General features: G+C 50.6%; 14 protein-coding genes, 1 pseudogene and 1 riboswitch. Of the genes and pseudogenes, 5 read left to right on the top strand and 10 right to left on the bottom strand.

Annotated elements, in window-relative coordinates:
- Positions 1–297: 297 nt before the first annotated feature.
- From K2G43_RS04990 to radA, 4 genes are read right to left on the bottom strand one after another with little or no spacing between them, the layout of a single operon-like run.
- Entirely contained in the window at positions 298–876 is a 579-nt protein-coding gene (locus tag K2G43_RS04990; protein WP_300153282.1) for a LuxR C-terminal-related transcriptional regulator, read from the bottom strand.
- 30 nt (positions 877–906) lie between these two features.
- Positions 907–2,517, bottom strand: a complete 1,611-nt coding sequence (locus tag K2G43_RS04985; protein WP_300153280.1) for an FAD-dependent protein — start codon at positions 2,515–2,517, stop codon at positions 907–909.
- A gap of 22 nt (positions 2,518–2,539) precedes the next feature.
- Complete coding sequence (locus K2G43_RS04980; RefSeq protein ID WP_300153278.1) at positions 2,540–3,187, bottom strand: DUF1847 domain-containing protein; 648 nt, start codon at positions 3,185–3,187, stop codon at positions 2,540–2,542.
- Between the two features lie 53 nt (positions 3,188–3,240).
- Positions 3,241–4,608: a DNA repair protein RadA gene (gene radA / locus K2G43_RS04975; protein ID WP_297641555.1), complete on the bottom strand. Its 1,368-nt coding sequence runs from the start codon at positions 4,606–4,608 to the stop codon at positions 3,241–3,243.
- A 746-nt stretch (positions 4,609–5,354) separates the two neighbouring features.
- On the opposite strand from radA, the gene thrA reads away from it, so the two are divergent.
- The 3 genes from thrA to thrC all read left to right on the top strand — a co-directional run bounded on the left by thrA (position 5,355) and on the right by thrC (position 10,616).
- Positions 5,355–7,787 (top strand): bifunctional aspartate kinase/homoserine dehydrogenase I, encoded by a 2,433-nt coding sequence (gene thrA / locus K2G43_RS04970; protein ID WP_300153276.1) that lies wholly within the window; start codon positions 5,355–5,357, stop codon positions 7,785–7,787.
- A gap of 128 nt (positions 7,788–7,915) precedes the next feature.
- Positions 7,916–9,223, top strand: coding sequence for a cofactor-independent phosphoglycerate mutase (locus K2G43_RS04965; protein ID WP_300153274.1), 1,308 nt, complete (start codon positions 7,916–7,918; stop codon positions 9,221–9,223).
- Between the two features lie 55 nt (positions 9,224–9,278).
- The gene (gene thrC, locus K2G43_RS04960; RefSeq protein ID WP_300153272.1) at positions 9,279–10,616 is read left to right on the top strand and encodes a threonine synthase; all 1,338 of its coding nucleotides are present in this window, start codon (positions 9,279–9,281) and stop codon (positions 10,614–10,616) included.
- 89 nt (positions 10,617–10,705) lie between these two features.
- Here thrC and K2G43_RS04955 read toward each other — a convergent pair whose 3' ends face one another.
- The 3 genes from K2G43_RS04955 to K2G43_RS04945 all read right to left on the bottom strand — a co-directional run bounded on the left by K2G43_RS04955 (position 10,706) and on the right by K2G43_RS04945 (position 14,236).
- Positions 10,706–11,317 carry a thiamine diphosphokinase gene (locus K2G43_RS04955; protein ID WP_297641563.1) on the bottom strand — a complete coding sequence of 204 codons (612 nt, stop codon included), beginning with the start codon at positions 11,315–11,317 and terminating at the stop codon, positions 10,706–10,708.
- On the bottom strand, positions 11,314–11,919 hold the full coding sequence (gene pnuC / locus K2G43_RS04950; protein WP_300153269.1) for a nicotinamide riboside transporter PnuC: 606 nt from the start codon (positions 11,917–11,919) through the stop codon (positions 11,314–11,316). The genes K2G43_RS04955 and pnuC overlap by 4 nt, the downstream gene beginning before the upstream one ends.
- A gap of 85 nt (positions 11,920–12,004) precedes the next feature.
- On the bottom strand, positions 12,005–14,236 hold the full coding sequence (locus tag K2G43_RS04945) for a TonB-dependent receptor (RefSeq protein WP_300153267.1): 2,232 nt from the start codon (positions 14,234–14,236) through the stop codon (positions 12,005–12,007).
- Between the two features lie 40 nt (positions 14,237–14,276).
- Positions 14,277–14,373: riboswitch (TPP riboswitch) on the bottom strand.
- Between the two features lie 487 nt (positions 14,374–14,860).
- Here K2G43_RS04945 and K2G43_RS04940 point away from each other — a divergent pair.
- Both K2G43_RS04940 and K2G43_RS04935 read left to right on the top strand, forming a co-directional pair.
- Positions 14,861–15,727: a mechanosensitive ion channel domain-containing protein gene (locus tag K2G43_RS04940; protein WP_300153265.1), complete on the top strand. Its 867-nt coding sequence runs from the start codon at positions 14,861–14,863 to the stop codon at positions 15,725–15,727.
- 39 nt (positions 15,728–15,766) lie between these two features.
- Positions 15,767–16,309, top strand: a complete 543-nt coding sequence (locus K2G43_RS04935; protein WP_300153263.1) for a hypothetical protein — start codon at positions 15,767–15,769, stop codon at positions 16,307–16,309.
- Positions 16,310–16,444: 135 nt separating this feature from the next.
- On the opposite strand, the pseudogene K2G43_RS04930 reads toward K2G43_RS04935, so the two are convergent.
- The 3 genes and pseudogenes from K2G43_RS04930 to K2G43_RS04920 all read right to left on the bottom strand — a co-directional run.
- Positions 16,445–16,594, bottom strand: a pseudogene (locus tag K2G43_RS04930) (TolC family protein); the annotation flags it as partial.
- A gap of 253 nt (positions 16,595–16,847) precedes the next feature.
- Complete coding sequence (locus tag K2G43_RS04925) at positions 16,848–17,318, bottom strand: hypothetical protein (RefSeq protein ID WP_300153261.1); 471 nt, start codon at positions 17,316–17,318, stop codon at positions 16,848–16,850.
- A gap of 56 nt (positions 17,319–17,374) precedes the next feature.
- Positions 17,375–18,225: ATP-binding protein (locus K2G43_RS04920; protein ID WP_300153259.1), on the bottom strand; the 851-nt coding region annotated here is incomplete at its 5' end.

The raw sequence follows: 18,225 nt of genomic DNA, 5'->3' as shown, positions 1-18,225 counted from the left end.
CGGTCGGCTTGCGCGGCGTTGCCGGCAAGCAGTGCGAAGAGCAGGGGGATGAATCTGTATCTGTTCATGGGTGATGGTTGCTTTTTGCCTGCAAAGTAACGGGTTTCCGGCGGGCGGGACAATCCTCATTTATTAGGATTTCGGGAGACCGAAACTTTGTTGCGGCCGACGTGAGAGCCCTTTTCTTGTAAAGAAAAATCAGATGCCTACGGAGCAAAAAATGCGTAGTTACGCATTTTTGCTTCCCTGCTTACGCGTTTCCGCCTCCTTCCGTTTCCCTGCCCCATAAATCTGAAATCACATCCCGTCCGCCTCCACCACCCCGTTCATTACGGCATAGATGGTCAGTCCCGATACGGACTTGATGCCCAGCTTCTCTGTGATGTTCTTGCGGTGGGAGATGACGGTGGTCAGGCTGATGTGCAGGCGGTCGGCAATCTCTTTGTTGATGCAGCCTTTGGCGACCAGTGCCAGCACCTCCGTCTCGCGGGGCGAAAGGTCGTTGGCGGACGGGGCGTGGGTGCCGTGTCGGTTGCCGGGATGTCCGTGGCGGTGCAGTTGCAGGATGTCCTTTGCCAGTCGTTTTTCGTCCTGAAAGATGTTCAGCGTGTGGATGCCCGGCAGTGGTGTGGCGGGCTCGCCGTTCGTGAGCACGATGGTTTTGGGCTTGCGCTCCAGGAAGAAAGCTGTGTGCTCGAAGTAAATCTGCGCGGAGACGAAGTAGTGGGCGTACATGTCCGGCGTGTCATCCATCAGCTGGCTGAACGAGCCGAACGGGCGGATGACTGCCGTCGGGATGATTTCTTCCAACAGGTTTTGCAGCCCCAGACAGGAGAGGGTGTTGGGGTCGATGATGGCGATTTCGGGGGAGGACATTTTTTAGATTTATGATTTCAGATTTATGATTTATTGCTTATCACCATTTAAATATGCCTTTGCTGCTTCTGCGCACCGTTCGCCGTCCACGCCGGCTGAGACGATGCCTCCGGCATATCCGGCACCCTCGCCGCAGGGGAACAATCCGCGGATGCGTACGTGTTGCAAGGTGTCTTTGTTGCGCAAGATGCGTACGGGGGCCGATGTGCGTGTCTCCACGCCTATCATGACGGCTTCGTTCGTCAGGAAGCCCCGGCTGTACTTGCCGAAGAGCTGAAAGCCTTTGCTCAAACGTTCTGTGATGAAAGCCGGCATCCAGAAGTGCAGGGGGGAGGAGACCAGTCCCGGCGCATACGAACTCTCCGGTAGGTCGTAACTCAGTTTCTTGCGGGTGAAGTCGGCCATGCGTTGTGCCGGTGCCGTCTGTTTCCGGTTTCCTTGTTGCCAGCAGAGGCGCTCCAGATGCTCTTGAAAGAGAAGCATATTTAATTGAGAGTTGAAAATTGAGAATTGAGAATTTCCATTTGGCGTGGCAGCGTCTATTTTTTCATTTTCCAAGTCCTCCGGGCGTATCTCCACTACCATTCCCGAATTGCTCCAGCGGGAGCCTCGGTTGCTGGGGCTCATGCCGTTGACCACTATCTGTTCGGGGCCGCTGGCGGCGGGCACCACGAAGCCGCCGGGACACATGCAGAAGCTATATACGCCCCGTCCGTCCACTTGCTGGACGAAGCTGTATTCGGCGGCGGGCAGGTATTTGCCCCGTCCGTTGCGGTTGTGGTATTGTATCTGGTCGATGAGAAGAGCGGGATGTTCCAGACGTACTCCTACGGCGATTCCTTTGGCTTCTATCTCCACGTTGTGGGTGGCGAGCCAGCGATAGACATCACGGGCGGAGTGTCCGGTGGCAAGTATCACGGGGCCAAGAAAGGTCTTCCCGGTGTTGGTTTCGATGCCTTTCACCTCGTCATCTTCTATAATCAGGGCATCCATGCGTGTCTCGAAGTGCACTTCGCCGCCGCAGCCGATGATGGTGTTGCGCATGTTTTCGATGACGCGCGGCAGTTTGTCTGTGCCGATGTGCGGATGTGCGTCCACCAGGATGGAGGGGGATGCGCCGTGCTGGCAGAAGACGTTCAGAATCTTGTCCACGTTTCCACGTTTCTTGCTGCGGGTGTAGAGCTTTCCGTCCGAGTAGGCACCGGCTCCCCCTTCTCCGAAGCTGTAGTTCGATTCAGGGTTGACGGCCTGTTGTCGCCCTATCTGCGCCAGGTCTTTCTTCCGTTCGCGCACGTCCTTGCCGCGCTCCACAATGACGGGACGCAGCCCGAGTTCTATCAGCCGCAGGGCGGCGAACAGTCCTCCGGGGCCGGCACCCACCACGATGACTTGTGGTTTTCCTTCTACATTATTATATATGGTATGTTGATATTCCTCTTCTTTCGGCATCTCATTCAGGTAGGCACGTACGCTGAGGTTCACGTAGATGGTTCGCTGGCGGGCGTCGATGCTGCGTTTCAGGATGCGTGTGGCGGTTATCTGCTGTGCGTTCAAGCCCTTCTCGTGGACTAAATACTCTTTCAGGCGCTGCTCGTTTGCTGCTATCTCGGGCAGTACTCGTAGTTGGTATTCTTGTATCATTTTCTTTGTCTGTTTCTGTGGGTCATTCGCCTTCCGGCATTAGTTTCTTGCGGTAGTAAGAGTTGGTGGTGTAGAGCGCGGCGGCCGGATTGTGTCCCGTCACGCGGTCTTTGGTCACGAGGGTGGTGACATAGGCTTCCGAATACTTGTAGAACAGGCTGTCGTGGCCCACACACAGGCCGATGACCACATTCAGGTCCGTCTGCTCTTGGTTCAGCAGCCGTGCCTGCAAGATGGGGTTACACATCGCCGCGCCAATGCTTTCGCAGGCTGCGGGTATGCCTACCGATGACTTCGCCACTCCGCCCACCTTGCATATCACGGCGTAAGGCTCAAAGCCGTTGGCGCGGAGGATGCGGGCGAAGATGCGTGCCTCGTTCAGCAATCCGATGCAATGGGCGATGCCTATCTTCCGATAACCCATTTTGCGGGCAAAGGTCATAATCTCTTCCACGCGGGTCAGCCGGCAGTAGCCTTCATATTCCACTTCGGCGCTTGCCACCATCACATTGTGGTTGTTGTCGTCGCCGTATCGCTCCAATGCCCATTCCAGATCTTCCTGCTCCAAGCGGGTGGTCAGGCAGAAGTCGGGATAGGTGCGGTTCTTGTACTTGCAGTTCTGTGTGCCGCAGTCCGTGCAGGTCAAAGTGTGTGATTGTTTTTGGGTCATATTGTAATACTTTATTGGGTTCAGAGGTGGGTATCGGGAGTTGGGAGCATGCTTTATCCGAACAGTGTCCGGAACGCTTCCTCTACTTTCCGTACCGGGATGAGTTCTATCTTCAGTTTCGATGCGCTCAGTCCCTGCATGTTATGTTTGGGTAGGATGAATTGTTTGAATCCCAACTTCTCCGCTTCGCCGATGCGTTGCTCGATGCGGTTCACGGGGCGTATTTCGCCCGACAGGCCGATTTCGCCTGCCATACACACCTCCGTATCGATGGCCGCGTCCATATTGCTGCTGAGGATGGCGCTGATGACGGCCAAGTCTATGGCGGGGTCGTTCACTTTCAGTCCTCCGGCAATGTTGAGGAACACGTCTTTCTGTGCCAGCTTGAAGCCGACCCGCTTCTCCAATACGGCGAGCAGCATGTTCATGCGCCGGATGTCAAATCCCGTGGCGGATCGTTGCGGATTGCCATAGACAGCACTGCTGACCAATGCCTGTGTCTCGATGAGGAAAGGCCTGACCCCTTCGATGGCCGAAGCGATGGCGATGCCGCTCATACCTTCGTGGTCTTGGCTGAGCAATAGTTCGGAGGGATTGCTCACTTGCCGCAAACCGTCTTGTCGCATCTCGTAAATGCCCAGTTCAGCAGTGCTTCCGAAGCGGTTCTTGATGCTTCGCAGGATGCGATACATATAATGCTGGTCGCCCTCGAATTGCAACACGGTGTCCACGACGTGTTCCAGTACCTTCGGCCCGGCGATGCTGCCTTCTTTGTTGATGTGTCCGATGAGGATGACCGCCGTATGCGTCTCCTTAGCAAAGCGCAGAATGGAGGCAGAACACTCCCTCACTTGCGAGATGCTGCCTGGCGACGATTCGATGCTTTCGGTGGAGATGGTCTGTATGGAGTCGATGATGACGATATCCGGGCGCACGTTTTTGATGTGGACGTAAATCTGCTCCAACGAGGTTTCGCACACGATAAGACAATCGCCGGGAACACGGGTCAGGCGGTCGGCACGCAGTTTCAACTGCCGTGCGCTTTCCTCGCCGGAGATGTAGAGAATACGCTTTTCCGGTATGCGGAGTACGGTTTGCAGCACCAGTGTGGATTTTCCGATGCCGGGCTCGCCGCCAATCAAAACCAAAGAGCCTTGCACCAGGCCGCCGCCCAGCACTCGGTTCAGTTCGTCGTCGTGCAGGTCAATGCGCGGTTCGTCATCCGTCTCTATTTCAGGAAGTGTCAACGGTTTTGCCTTGGCGGTCTCGATGCCCGACACGGGGCGTTTGCTTACCGTCTCTTTTCGCATCACTTCTTCCACATACGTGTTCCACTCTCCGCACGACGGACATTTGCCCACCCATTTGGGCGACTCCTGTCCGCAGTTGCTGCATACATATACCGTTTTTTCCTTAGCCATAATGAGCGTTCCTTCTAAATGATTGCCCAAAGGTACTACTTTTAAGTCTTTCTTCCATCATTTGCCGCTTTTCTAATGCGATAGAAGCGGTGATTTTATGGAAGCGTTCTGTTTTATGGTATGGCAAACACTACTTTCAGAAAGCATGAATCATGCCGAAAGTGGGACTGAAGTCCGGAATTCCTGTACTTTTATCGCACGGCTCTTTCTGCCATAGATAGCGTACTGGAATGGACGGTTGTGGGCAGGGGCGGTTATCAAATTTTCTTCGTCGGAAGCCCGCTCTGGAACAGGCTCGGGCCTGATATAGCTCCAATGTGGTTCCGATGCAAAGCCACTCCCAAGGAACAGAGGAAGAGCGAGGTTGAAGCGAAGGCGTAGTGGCGGTGCAGTGGCAACGCAGTGGTGATGCGACGACCACGCGATGATGATGAAATCAGGTCTTAAATGAACAAAAGTAACTTTTATCGTAAAAAGGTTGCAAAAAGTGATAGATTGAATGCTTTTATTCTTATTTTTGCAGCACTTATCAAAAGAACGATAGAAACAAGAGATTATGAACAGATACTATCAACATACAGTCATGTCGATGTGGACCATGACCCTTAGGGGTTAGGGGATAGTATTTGTGTTTCTACGTGTTACACCATTTTTTTAGTCAGTTTTTCTATTTAATAAAAGTCCGATAAGCCGTACAGGCTTATTCTCGACACATTGTATCAACCATCTCAACTATATAAAGAGAAATGAAAGTAATGAAATTCGGCGGTTCTTCCGTAGGAACCCCAAGCAGTATTTTGAGCGTCAAGAGAATTGTAGAAGCAGTCGAAGAACCGGTCATCGTGGTAGTCTCCGCATTGGGAGGCATTACGGACAAGCTGATTAACACCTCCCGAATGGCGGCTGCGGGCGATGCCTCCTACGAAAACGAGTTCCGTGAGATTGTATGTCGCCACGTGGAAATGGTGAAGGACGTGATTCCGGCAGGCGAGGCGCAGGCCGACCTGCAACACCGGGTCGGTGAACTGCTCAATGAACTGAAAGATATTTTCCAGGGTATCTATTTGATAAAGGACCTTTCGCAGAAGACTTCCGACACGATTGTCAGCTACGGCGAACGCCTTTCATCCATCATCGCCGCTCGACTGACGGGAGCGGAGTGGTACGATTCGCGCCAATTCATCAAGACGGAGAAGAAGCATTCTAAGCACGTACTCGATACGGAATTGACCAATTCGCTGGTACGCGAGACGTTCGCCGACTTGCCCCGGCGTGTGCTGATTCCGGGATTCATCTCTACCGACAAGACGACGGGCGATGTGACGAATCTGGGAAGGGGTGGTTCCGATTATACGGCTGCCATTGTTGCGGCGGCGCTGGATGCCGACTGCCTGGAAATCTGGACGGATGTGGATGGATTCATGACCGCCGACCCGCGTGTCATTTCCACCGCATATACCATCAACGAATTGAGCTATGTGGAGGCTACGGAGCTTTGCAATTTCGGAGCGAAGGTGGTTTATCCGCCGACGATTTATCCGGTTTGTCACAAGAACATTCCTATCTGGGTGAAGAATACGTTTAATCCCGAAGGGGCGGGAACGGTTATCAAGCAGGTCGTTTCCGACCCGCAGTGCAAAGTCATCAAGGGCATTTCTTCCATCAACGATACAAGCCTGATTACAGTGCAAGGTCTGGGTATGGTCGGTGTTATCGGCGTGAACTATCGCATTTTCAAGGTGCTGGCGAAAAATGGTATCAGCGTATTCCTGGTGTCTCAGGCTTCCTCGGAAAATTCCACCTCTATTGGCGTGCGTAATGCCGATGCCGATTTGGCTTGTGAGGTGCTGAACGAGGAGTTCGCCAAAGAGATAGAAATGGGAGAGATTTCCCGGATTCAGGCGGAAAAAGGATTGGCCACAGTGGCTATCGTGGGCGAGAACATGAAACATACGCCGGGTATTGCCGGTAAGCTGTTCGATACATTGGGGCGCAACGGTATCAATGTGATTGCCTGCGCGCAAGGAGCTTCGGAAACAAATATATCGTTTGTGGTGGATGGCAAGTCGTTGCGTAAGTCATTGAACGTCATCCACGACTCCTTCTTCCTGTCCGAATATCAGGTGCTGAATATCTTCATTTGCGGTATTGGCACGGTGGGCGGCAGCCTGATAGAGCAGATTCATAGCCAACGGCAGAAACTGATGCAGGAAAACGGATTGCAGTTGAATGTCGTGGGTATCGCCGATGGCAAGAAAGCGATGTTCGACCGCAACGGCATCGATTTGTCCAACTTCCGGCAAGAGTTATATGAAAAGGGTGGCAGTAGTTCTCTGGAGTTCTTGCGGAACGAGATTATCGGTATGAATATCTTCAATTCCGTATTTGTGGACTGTACGGCAAGCGCGGACATCGCTTCTCTTTACAAAGACTTGTTGTTACATAATGTATCTGTGGTGGCTGCCAACAAAATTGCCGCCTCTTCTGAATATGAAAACTATCGAGAGCTGAAGCAGATAGCCCGTCAGCGTGGCGTGAAGTATCTGTTTGAAACCAATGTGGGGGCGGGACTTCCCATTATCAACACCATAAACGACCTTATCCATAGTGGCGACAAGATTCTGAAGATTGAAGCCGTATTGAGCGGCACACTGAACTATATCTTCAATAAAATCAGTGCGGATGTTCCGTTTAGCCGCACCATCAAAATGGCGCAGGAAGAACGCTACTCCGAACCCGACCCACGCATTGACCTCAGTGGTAAGGATGTCATCCGTAAATTGGTGATTCTAGCACGTGAGGCGGGTTACCGTTTGGAACAGAGCGATGTGGAGAAGAATCTCTTTGTGCCCGATGATTTCTTTGAAGGTTCTCTGGATGACTTCTGGCAGAAAGTGCCGCGTCTGGATGCCGATTTCGAGGCACGCCGCAAGGTGCTGGAAGCAGCGAACAAGCACTGGCGTTTTGTTGCCAAATTGGAAGACGGAAAGGCTTCGGTAGGTTTGCAGGAAGTGGGCATCAACCATCCGTTCTATGGCTTGGAAGGCAGCAACAACATTATCTTGCTGACTACAGAACGCTACAAGGAGTACCCGATGATGATACAAGGCTACGGTGCCGGTGCTGGCGTGACTGCAGCAGGTGTATTTGCGGATATCATGAGTATTGCGAATGTATAGAACCTCTCGACTCACAGCTCCCCCCTGCCCCCCTCCCTACAGGAGAGGGGGCAGGGGGGGAGACTGGTGTATGGGAATTAAGTATAAAAAGTAAAAATAGAAACTAAAAAATAGAAAGGTATTCATTTATGAAACCACAAAACAATAGTAACTCATCTCCCCTCCCTGCGGGGAAGGGAGCCAGGGGGAGAGGCTGTATCATTATATTAGGTGACGGCATGGCCGACTGGCCTGTGAAGGCATTAGGAAACAAAACCTTGCTACAGGCTGCTTCCACTCCTTATATGGATAAACTGGCACGCATGGGACGTGTGGGACGTCTGGTGACTGTTGCTGAAGGGTTTCATCCGGGCAGCGAAGTGGCGAACATGTCCGTTTTGGGATATAACCTGCCGAAGGTTTATGAAGGCAGAGGCCCATTGGAAGCGGCAAGCATCGGGGTGGATTTGCAGCCCGGTGAGATGGCGATGCGTTGCAACATTGTCTGCGTCGAAGGAGAGATTCTGAAGAATCACTCTTCAGGGCATATCACGACGGAAGAGGCGGATATACTGGTGAAATACCTGCAAGAAAAGCTGGGTGATGACCGGGTAAGTTTCTATACTGGCGTGCAATACCGCCATTTGCTGGTGATAAAAGGCGGTGACAAACGAATAGATTGCACGCCGCCGCACGATGTTCCGTTGCAGCCGTTCCGTCCGTTGATGGTGAAACCGATGGAGGGCGCAGAGCACATAGCTGTTCCCGAAGGAAATGCCGATTTGACTCCGCAGCAGACTGCTGACCTGCTCAATAACCTGATACTCCGTTCGCAGGAGCTGCTTCGCGAACATCCTGTCAACTTGAAACGTATCGCCGAAGGCAAAGACCCCGCCAACAGCATCTGGCCGTGGAGTCCTGGTTATCGCCCGCAGATGGAACGCTTTTCGGACAAGTTCCCGCAGGTAAAGAAGAGTGCGGTCATCTCTGCTGTTGATTTGATTAACGGCATTGGTTACTATGCAGGCATGCGCCGGATTACCGTGGAAGGTGCCACAGGACTTTACGACACCAGCTATGAGAACAAAGTGGCTGCTGCCCTTGAAGCCTTGAAGACGGATGATTTTGTCTATCTGCACATAGAGGCGAGCGACGAGGCGGGGCATGAAGGCAATGTTCCGTTAAAGATAAAGACCATTGAAAATCTGGATAGCCGTGCCGTAGGGCCTATCTATGAGGCGTTGAAGGATTGGGACGAACCCGTCGCCATCGCCATATTGCCCGACCATCCCACTCCTTGCGAACTGCGCACACATACGGCAGAACCCGTACCCTTCCTTATTTGGTATCCGGGTATTGAGCCGGACAGCGTGCAGGCCTTTGACGAGGTTTCTGCCTACGATGGCAGCTATGGAGTGCTGAAGGAGGATGAGTTTATCAATGTGCTAATGGGGTGAATGTGTTGATGTGATAGCGTTACCTTTAATTTCTAATTTTCTACTTTCCATTCCTATGAAATATTACAGTACTAACAGACAGGCCTCCGATGCAACTTTAGAAGAGGCCGTGGTGCGCGGGCTTGCCGCAGACAAGGGGCTTTTTATGCCTTATGTCATCAAACCGTTGCCGCAGGAGTTCTACGACAACATTGAGAACCTCGGTTTTCAGGAGATAGCCTATCGGGTGGCGGATGCCTTCTTTGGTGAGGATATGCCTGCCGATACGCTGAAACAGATTGTGTATGATACGTTGAGTTTCGATGTGCCTTTAGTGAAAGTGACGGAGAATATCTATTCCCTTGAATTGTTTCACGGGCCGACACTCGCCTTCAAGGATGTAGGCGGTCGCTTCATGGCGCGTCTGCTGGGATACTTTATCCGGAAGGAGGGCAAGAAGCAGGTGAATGTACTGGTGGCGACTTCCGGAGATACAGGCAGTGCCGTGGCCAACGGCTTTCTTGGGGTAGAGGGCATTCACGTCTATGTGCTCTATCCGAAAGGCAAGGTAAGCGAGATTCAGGAGAAGCAGTTCACCACCTTGGGGCGGAACATCACTGCCCTTGAAGTAGATGGCACGTTCGACGACTGCCAGGCGTTGGTGAAATCCGCTTTTATGGATAAGGAATTGAACGAACACCTGCAACTCACCAGCGCCAATTCCATCAATGTGGCGCGTTTCCTGCCGCAGGCATTCTATTATTTCTATGCGTATGCGCAGTGGAAGAAGCTGGCGAAGGGACAAACGGACAAATTAGCAGAGCAGCAAGCCGCTTTCTCGTCTCCTGTCATCTGTGTTCCCAGCGGAAACTTCGGCAATATCACCGCCGGACTGTTCGGCAAGCGGATGGGCCTGCCCGTGAAGCGTTTCATTGCTGCCAACAACCGCAACGATATCTTCTATCAATACTTGCAGACGGGTGTTTATATGCCGCGTCCCGGCATCGCCACCATTGCCAACGCGATGGATGTGGGCGACCCGAGCAACTTTGCCCGTGTACTCGACCTTTACGGAAACAGCCACACCGCCATCTCTGCCGAAATCAGCGGCGCCACCTATACCAACGAACAGATTGCCGAAACCATGCGTGAAGTGTGGAAGAAGGAACACTATCTGCTTGACCCGCATGGTGCTTGTGGCTTCCGCGCCTTGTCCGAAGGATTGCGGCCCGGCGAGACTGGAATCTTCTTGGAGACAGCGCATCCTGCGAAGTTCAAAGACACGGTGGAAGGCATCATCGGCGAAGCGGTGGAGATTCCCGAAAAACTGCAAGCCTTCATGCAGGGCGAGAAGAAGAGCCTGCCGATGTCGAAAGAGTTTGTGGAGTTCAAGAACTATTTGCTTGGCCTGTAAGACTTGCCTGAAAAAACGGGGCGCATCAAAAGACAACGATGTTTTGATGCAGTCTTTTGATGCGCTTTCGTTTATGGGTAAACAGGCCTTTAGTAGTTTATCATAATCAGGTATTCTCCTTCCGCTTCAATGGTAAATTCTGTTCCTGTACAGCAGTTCAGCGTACCTTGCCACCAGTTGGTGAAGTCGCTGAGGGGATAGACCAGTCCTTTCCCGTGCAGGCCGTGGGCGGTGAAGTTGATGATGGAAACCTGTTGTCCCGGGTGGCAAGGAAAGGTATGCGTGTCCCGGCAGGGGATGAAGACTCCGTAGTCGGTATAGGTGCGTACTTCTGCTCCGTAGCGCAGGTATTCGATGAGCAGGCTGATGTTGCCTATCGTATGGTCTTCTCGTTTGCCCGTGGCACCGAGGATGGCGATGTGCCGTTTGCCTTGCACCAACAGGAAATTGACAGCTTTCGTCTGGTCGTTGGTCTCTTGGTCTTCGGGAAAGGAGTGAAGCAGGGAGCTGTAGCACAGCCTGTTCTCTTCGCTTAAAGAATCTCCATCGCCGACAATTGCATTGGGCATGTGCCCCTGTCGGATATATTCGTTTGCCCCGCCGTCGCAGCAAACTACGTAGGGGGCATCTGCCAATATCTTCAAAGGCAGTGGATGAGTGGGATACTCTCCATTTGCCAAAACTACCGCTTCTATTTTCATAATTCAGAAATCATTCTCTTCCATTTGAAGTAGCCAAAGATAGCGATAATTGTATAAAACGCATATAGTCCGGCGGTAAAATCTAGTCCTTTATAGACATATAGCCCGGCGCTGACGGCATCCACGACAATCCATGCCCACCATTGTTCCACATATTTGCGCGCCAGCATCCACATGCCTATGATGCTCATGGCGGTGGTGAAAGAGTCCAGCCACGGCACAGTGCTGTCCGTGAAGCGGATGAGTATCCAGGCGATAAGGACGAAAGTGACGGCAAAGATAACCGTCAGCGGCAACAGGTGGCGCAACGGCATACGGGTGATGGGGAGTTCCTCCTCCTTTCCGCTTTCTTCTGCCTTCTTCCGCAGGATTTTCTTTCGGACAAATCCGCCGTATTTCCACATCGTCCAGCCATAGAGTGCGGCGCACAGGTAATAGACATTGATACCGAAATCGGCATACAGTCCCGCCTCATAATAGACAAAGAGATAGATAGCGGGCATGACGATGCCCGCTATCCAAAGATAGATGCTTGCCCGGTACTCCAACCAGAGGTAGAGCAGTCCGACAAGGGTTCCGATGATTTCAAGTGCTTGTTCCATGACTTTCTGTTGTTGGGAGTCAAGAGGCGAAGTATCGGCCTTTAACTTCCGAATAACTCCCGATAACTCCTTTAAAAAAAGACTCTCAAAAACGAATGCTTACGTGTCCCAGTACATTCGTTCCGGCTTGTGCGGCGTAGCCAGCACTATTACTTTGAATCTGAGGAGAATTTTTGTAATATCTGGATGCCCAACCGTTGTTCTCATACTTCTCGTTGAAGAGGTTATAGACAGTGCAGCCAACGGTGACAGATTTCAGTCTCGGCAGTTTGAACGTGTAGGCCAGGTTCAGGTTGCTCACGAAGTAGGCGTCCAGACGATGGTCTTCGATGTCCATATTGCTCATGTACTGCTTGCCGACGTACTGCGATTGCAGGGAAGCTTCAAAGCCTTTGTAGGCATAACCGAAGCGGTTGTTTAGGATGAAGTCGGGCGAGAAGGCAATGTGCGTGGTGCCGTGGTTGATTTTCACACCGGGCAGGTCGTTCCACTCATCGTCATATCCGTAGAGCGTTTCCACGAAGTTCTTGATGCGGTTCTTGCTCAACGTGGCATTGATGTCCCATTGGAATCCGCAAGGCAGTTTCAGACCCGCCATCAGTTCGATACCCATGCGGTAGCTGTCGGGCACGTTGGCGGCTATGGCCTCGCCAATTTCGTTCAGCTCACCGGTCAAGACCAACTGGTCTTTATAGTCCATGTAGTAGAGGTTGGCACCGAGGTTCAACCACGAGTTGGCGTAGGTATAACCCAGTTCGTAGTCGAAGAGTCGCTCGGCCTTGGGAGGTTCGTTCAGCAATCCGTCGGTGTAGTTGTTGCGGGTCGGCTCTTTGTGCGCCACGCTGAACGAACCGTACAGACGGTTGTTGCGGTTGATTTGCCAGGAGAGACCTGCTTTGGGGTTGAAGAAGTCGAACTTCTCGTTGATGCCCAACTTTTGCAAGGCATTGGTGGCGGAGTTCCACTTGTCGTTGTCGCCGTTTATCTTGTAGGTGATGTGCCGGTATTGCATGTCGGCGTAGGCGCTTACGCCACCTCCCAATTCGTAGTTGGCTTTCAGGTAGAGGTTTCCGTCGTTTTTCGTGGCGTTGTTGCGGTAGTAGTCATTATCGGGATTCAGGTAGCCGAGGTAATTCTTCACCCACAGCACCCGTCCGAAGTGGTCGCCATCGTAACGGTTCAGCGCACCGCCGACCGACGCGTTCAGCCGGTCGTTCTTATAGGTAACGGAGAAGATGCCGCCGCCGAACCAGTTGTCCATCGCTTTCTTGCGGACAAGGTCGCTCTTCTTGACAGTCTCTCCGTTCACTTCGTAGGGTTGCATACCGTATTCTATCAGTTTGCGTCCGTCTTTGTACTCCTGGTAGTAACCGTCGCCTTTGGTGTAGTGCAGACCCACGTTCAGGTTCCATTGGGAAGTGAAGTTATGGTTCAGCAGCAGTTGGTAGTTCTTCTGCGTGTAGTTGTCGGTCTGGTCTTCGTAGAAGTGCTGCACGCCGTTGTCATCGGTGAACATCAGTCCGCAGGAGTTGTAGCGTCTGCCGAATTCCTCCATTTCTTCCTTGCTGGCATAGTTCCAGGCATGGTAAGTGCGTTCCTTTCCGGCAAAAGTAATCAGTTTGATGGAGGTGTTGTCGTTGTAGTAGCCTCCTTGCAGATAGTAGGAGTTCAGTCCCACTTCCGCACGGTCGATATAACCGTCGGTGGCGATGTTGGAGAGGCGGGCATCGAACGACCAGTGTCCGTCAATCAGCCCCGTACCTACTTTCACCGTCTCCTTGTGGGTGTTGAACGAACCGTACGAGCCGTTGAATTCGGCGTATGGTTTCAAGGAAAAGTCGCCCGTCTGCATATTGATGCTGGCACCGAAAGCGCCTGCGCCGTTGGTGGATGTTCCCGCGCCGCGCTGTATCTGCATGTCCTTTACGGAGGAGGCGAAATCCGGCAGATTCACCCAGAATACGGCGTGGCTCTCCGCATCGTTGATGGGAATCCCGTTGGCGGTGACGTTGATACGGGTAGCATCTGTACCACGTACACGCAGGGTGGTGTAGCCGATACCTGCTCCGGCATCACTGGTGGTGATGGCGGAAGGCGTCATGCTCAGCAGATAGGGCAGGTCTTGCCCGAAGTTCTGCTTCTTCAGTTCTTCTTTGGTCACATTGGTGAATGCCACCGGTGTGTTTCCCGTAGCACGTGTAGAAATGATTTCCACTTCTTGCAGGTTCACCACCCGCAAGCTGTCCTTTCCTTGCGTCTGCGCATAGACGCCCAGTGCCGCCAATAATAGGCAGCCAGTCATTGCATGTCTCTTCATTGCAATACTACATTATTAATAAGTTAAACATAGAAAAGGGGAACTTTTCTTGCTTTTTCCCTACGCCGGTACTAACCGGATCAGGTTTAATGGGTATGATCTCAGCCCGTCATATTAAGGCACCCCTTTATTGAAATCGGGGCAAAAGTACTATTTCTTTGTTAGGTGTGCAATAGCAGGCAAATACATTTTCTTGTTGAGACACGTTTTTCATTTCAATCCTTGTGCTGGTTCTTTAAACGCGTAATTCCGTCCATTATACCCCGGTTTGACAGACACTTGTATCTGTCGTCTCAAACACTTGTGTCTGTCGTCTTGAACACAAGTGTCTGTCATGCTGAACACAAGTGTCTGTCAGGTTGTTATTCTATTACTGATAATCAGGTTGTTATGTTTTTCCTGAAAATAAGCTGGCAGATATTTTGTCAGTCAATGTGCTATTGGTCTTTTCTTCTTCTAATTTCTTTCGATGAAAAGAGTGGCGGCGAAAGCAAACTTAATTCATACTTATTTGTTAATTTTGCAGACTTAATTGGATTTCTTTGTTTGGGAGTCCTTTGGCTCCTGATGGATTCAAAAGCTAACTTAGAAGCTGAAATCTTTTAAACTTAAAAACAAAATTATATGTTATCATTTCTGTTATTGGCAGCACAGACTGCACCGAACGTCGAGGATGGCCTCAGTAAATTTCAGTATTTAATGGAACAGTTGATAAATTGGGGCGTGGAAACCGGTGGACGCATCATTGGTGCCGTCCTGATTTTCATCATCGGTCGTTTGCTGATATCTTTCTTGAATAAGATGGTGGCCAGGTTGCTCGTTAAAAGAAAGGTGGAACTCAGTATTCAGAGCTTTGTAAGAAGCCTGATTAATATTCTGCTGACTATTCTGTTGATTGTTGCCGTAATCGGAAAGCTGGGAGTGGAGACCACTTCGTTTGCGGCCTTGTTGGCATCTGCCGGTGTGGCTGTAGGTATGGCGTTGTCGGGAAACTTGCAGAATTTTGCGGGCGGCCTGATTGTGTTGCTCTTCCGTCCCTTTAAGGTGGGCGATTTCATCGATAGCCAAGGCGTATCGGGCACGGTGCGCGAGATCCAAATCTTTCATACCATCCTTACGACTCCCGACAATAAGGTGATTTATATTCCCAACGGTGCGTTGAGCAGCGGTACGGTGACCAACTATAGCCGTGAAGATACCCGTCGCGTGGAGTGGGTCATCGGTGTGGAATATGGCGAGAACTATGACAGGGTGGAAAGTACGGTCCGTCGCATAATGGCCGAGGACAGCCGCATCCTGACTACGCCTGCGCCGTTTGTCGCTTTGCACACCTTGGCGGACAGCAGCGTGAACGTCGTGATTCGCGTATGGGTGAAGAGCGTTGATTACTGGGACGTATATTTCGATATGAACAAGAAAGTTTATTCTGTATTCAACGAGGAGGGCATCGGCTTCCCGTTCCCGCAGTTGACGGTTCATCAGGGGAAATAATCTCCTTGAGCTATATTTACAGAAAATAAGCGTGCGGCAATGAAGGCGATGTTTGTAAAAGTACTCCGTTTCCTGATATTTGCATTGGTCTTTCTGCTGGCCGGCATCGGGTGCGTTGTCTATGAAAGGACTTTGGCGCCAGTGTGGATACCTTTGGGAATAGGGCTTACAGCGGTAATCATCACGTTTCCCCTCTATCGGAGGTGGAGGTGGCTGACTACGGTGGAGCACAAAGGTGTGAACGCATTGTGTCATCTGATTTGTGTGGGTATCCTTGGCTGTTCGCTTTTTCTTTGGGGAAACTGCCGGTTTGCTCATCCTGCTTCTACCAAAGAGGTGAAGGTGACCGTGCTCGAAAAACTCATCAAGAAGCGTGAGAAGAGACGGCGGGTAGGAAGACACCGCTATGTGCGGGACGGTGTGCGCGAGGAATATTATTTGAAGGTGGCTTTCGATAACGGAGCGATAAAGACTTTGCATGTCTCCATCGCCACCTACAACAAGGCGCGGAAGGGCAAGCCGAAAACCCTGACCCTGCAGCAGGGATGTTTCGGACTGCCGGTGATAACGAAAGGCCTGTGAGGACGTCATGCGGTACGGACCTATTTTTATCCCATGATTCAAGAGGAATTCCAGTTTTACAAACCTCGTGAGGCGCTACGACCTTACGTCAGGTACTATTGGGTGTTCAAAAGCCATTGGTTGTTGGACACTGCGGTTCAGATGGATACGACCGTTGGAGGTCTGCCATTCGGTGAGCGCGTCGTTTACCTCGTTGCCCGCGTCGAGCAGAGATTGTTCAAAGCGCAGCGTGGCTTCCGGTTGTCGTGCTTTGGCTATCTTCCGGTTGTCGATGTTCGTACCTTTAAAAGCCTTCGCCTACGGCTCGACTTTCAAATGCAATCTTTTGAGTAATAGAATCTTACAATTTAATCAGTAGTCGCACAAACTCTCTGTTATTCTACCTTTGGTTTAACTTTCAGTTTAACTGATTCATTGATTGAGACTGGAGATGATAGAGCACGATGATTTTCAAACATCATTCGTTCAAACATCATTCTTAATTCCGTCATTTGAGAACGAACGACATCAAGAGATAGTAACTCTTTATTGTTGTTATCTAATTTTGGTATAAGTGAGGAGAACTTAATGCCATAAGTTTGACTATGGAATTGATATTTCCTGATTCATTTTCAGCTCCTTTTGTGGCATTAATCGCTTCACATAGTTTATTTTGAGTATCAATCACTTCGTGATATCGCATCTCTTTTGAATATTCCAAATATCTTAAAGGTCCAATATTAAAGATTTTAGGAGTGCCTTTCTCTTGAATTAATACAACTGGTTTATCAAATGCCTGTCTAATACCTAATTCAAATAGTACATTTGGATTTCTAGTGCTTAAGTCGCAGATAGCAATGGGTGCATCAATTAGTTTTTTCAGAATGTCTAAATGAATTAGGTTGGTTTCTTTTACTTCATCTGCTCGCGTAGCTGTAAAGTCAGTCTTGGCAACAGCTGGTTTAATTATATCATTATAAACGTGTGCGAAGTGATCGGGCTCATAACCTTCGCACTCAGCTATTGGCATGATTACAAAACAGTCTTTATTCTCTTTCTTTGATATATTCTATTATAAAACTTTTTCTAAAACTTATTGATTGAGAGAACATTTGTTGTCATCTCTTTCCATTCTACAATTCCTTCTTGCGAGTTGGTGATGACAAGCAAGTTGTCGCAGTGGAGTTCTTCGGCGGCTTCGACAAGGGCGTCGAGTTCGCGTTTGCGGGTTTTCTCGGAGGTCATGTCGTAGCAGACTTGGATTAGTTGCTCTACTTTCGTGCCTTTGCGTGTCACGAAGTCTATCTCTTTATCGTTGCGGGTGCGGTAATAGAATAACGTTTGACCGGGGATATAGCCACGACGCAAGAGTTCTACAAAGACTTGATTTTCCAACAGGCGACCAAGGTTCTCACTTAGATTGAACGCTGTACTTTGCACAAAACCGTTGTCAACGACATATACTTTTTTTGGAGCCTTGTTCATCAGTTTAAGCTTGTTGTTGAAGCGCGGCAAATAGAAGAACAGGTAAGGCTCGTTGAGATAGTCGCAGAATTTCTTTGTAGTCGCCACACTTGACAATCCCAATTCTCCGGCAAGTTCGTTAGCAGAAATCGGATTGCAGAAATTTGACAACAAATAGGTGGCAAGGTTGTATAAGTCGGTCGTATTCCTTACGTTATGGCGTTTGGCAACATCTTTCAGCAGGATTGAATCAAACAAGGTGGAAAGATAACTCTTGGTTATGCTACGAGCTGGGATTGTTTCAGGATACCCGCCGTTTCGCATATAGTCATCAGCCAGCATTATTGCCTGTGCCGCCTGTTCCTCGCAGTCAGGACTGATATTTTTCCACCTCATGGTTTCATCAAGGCTGAAAGGCAACATCTCAATCTGGAGATAACGCCCTGTCAGCACTGTCGCCATTTCACTGCTCA

Source organism: Bacteroides sp. (genome assembly GCF_029057325.1).
Classification (GTDB): domain Bacteria; phylum Bacteroidota; class Bacteroidia; order Bacteroidales; family Bacteroidaceae; genus Bacteroides.
Note: the sequence above shows the minus strand (reverse complement) of the source record. Positions and strands in the feature narration are given on the sequence as shown.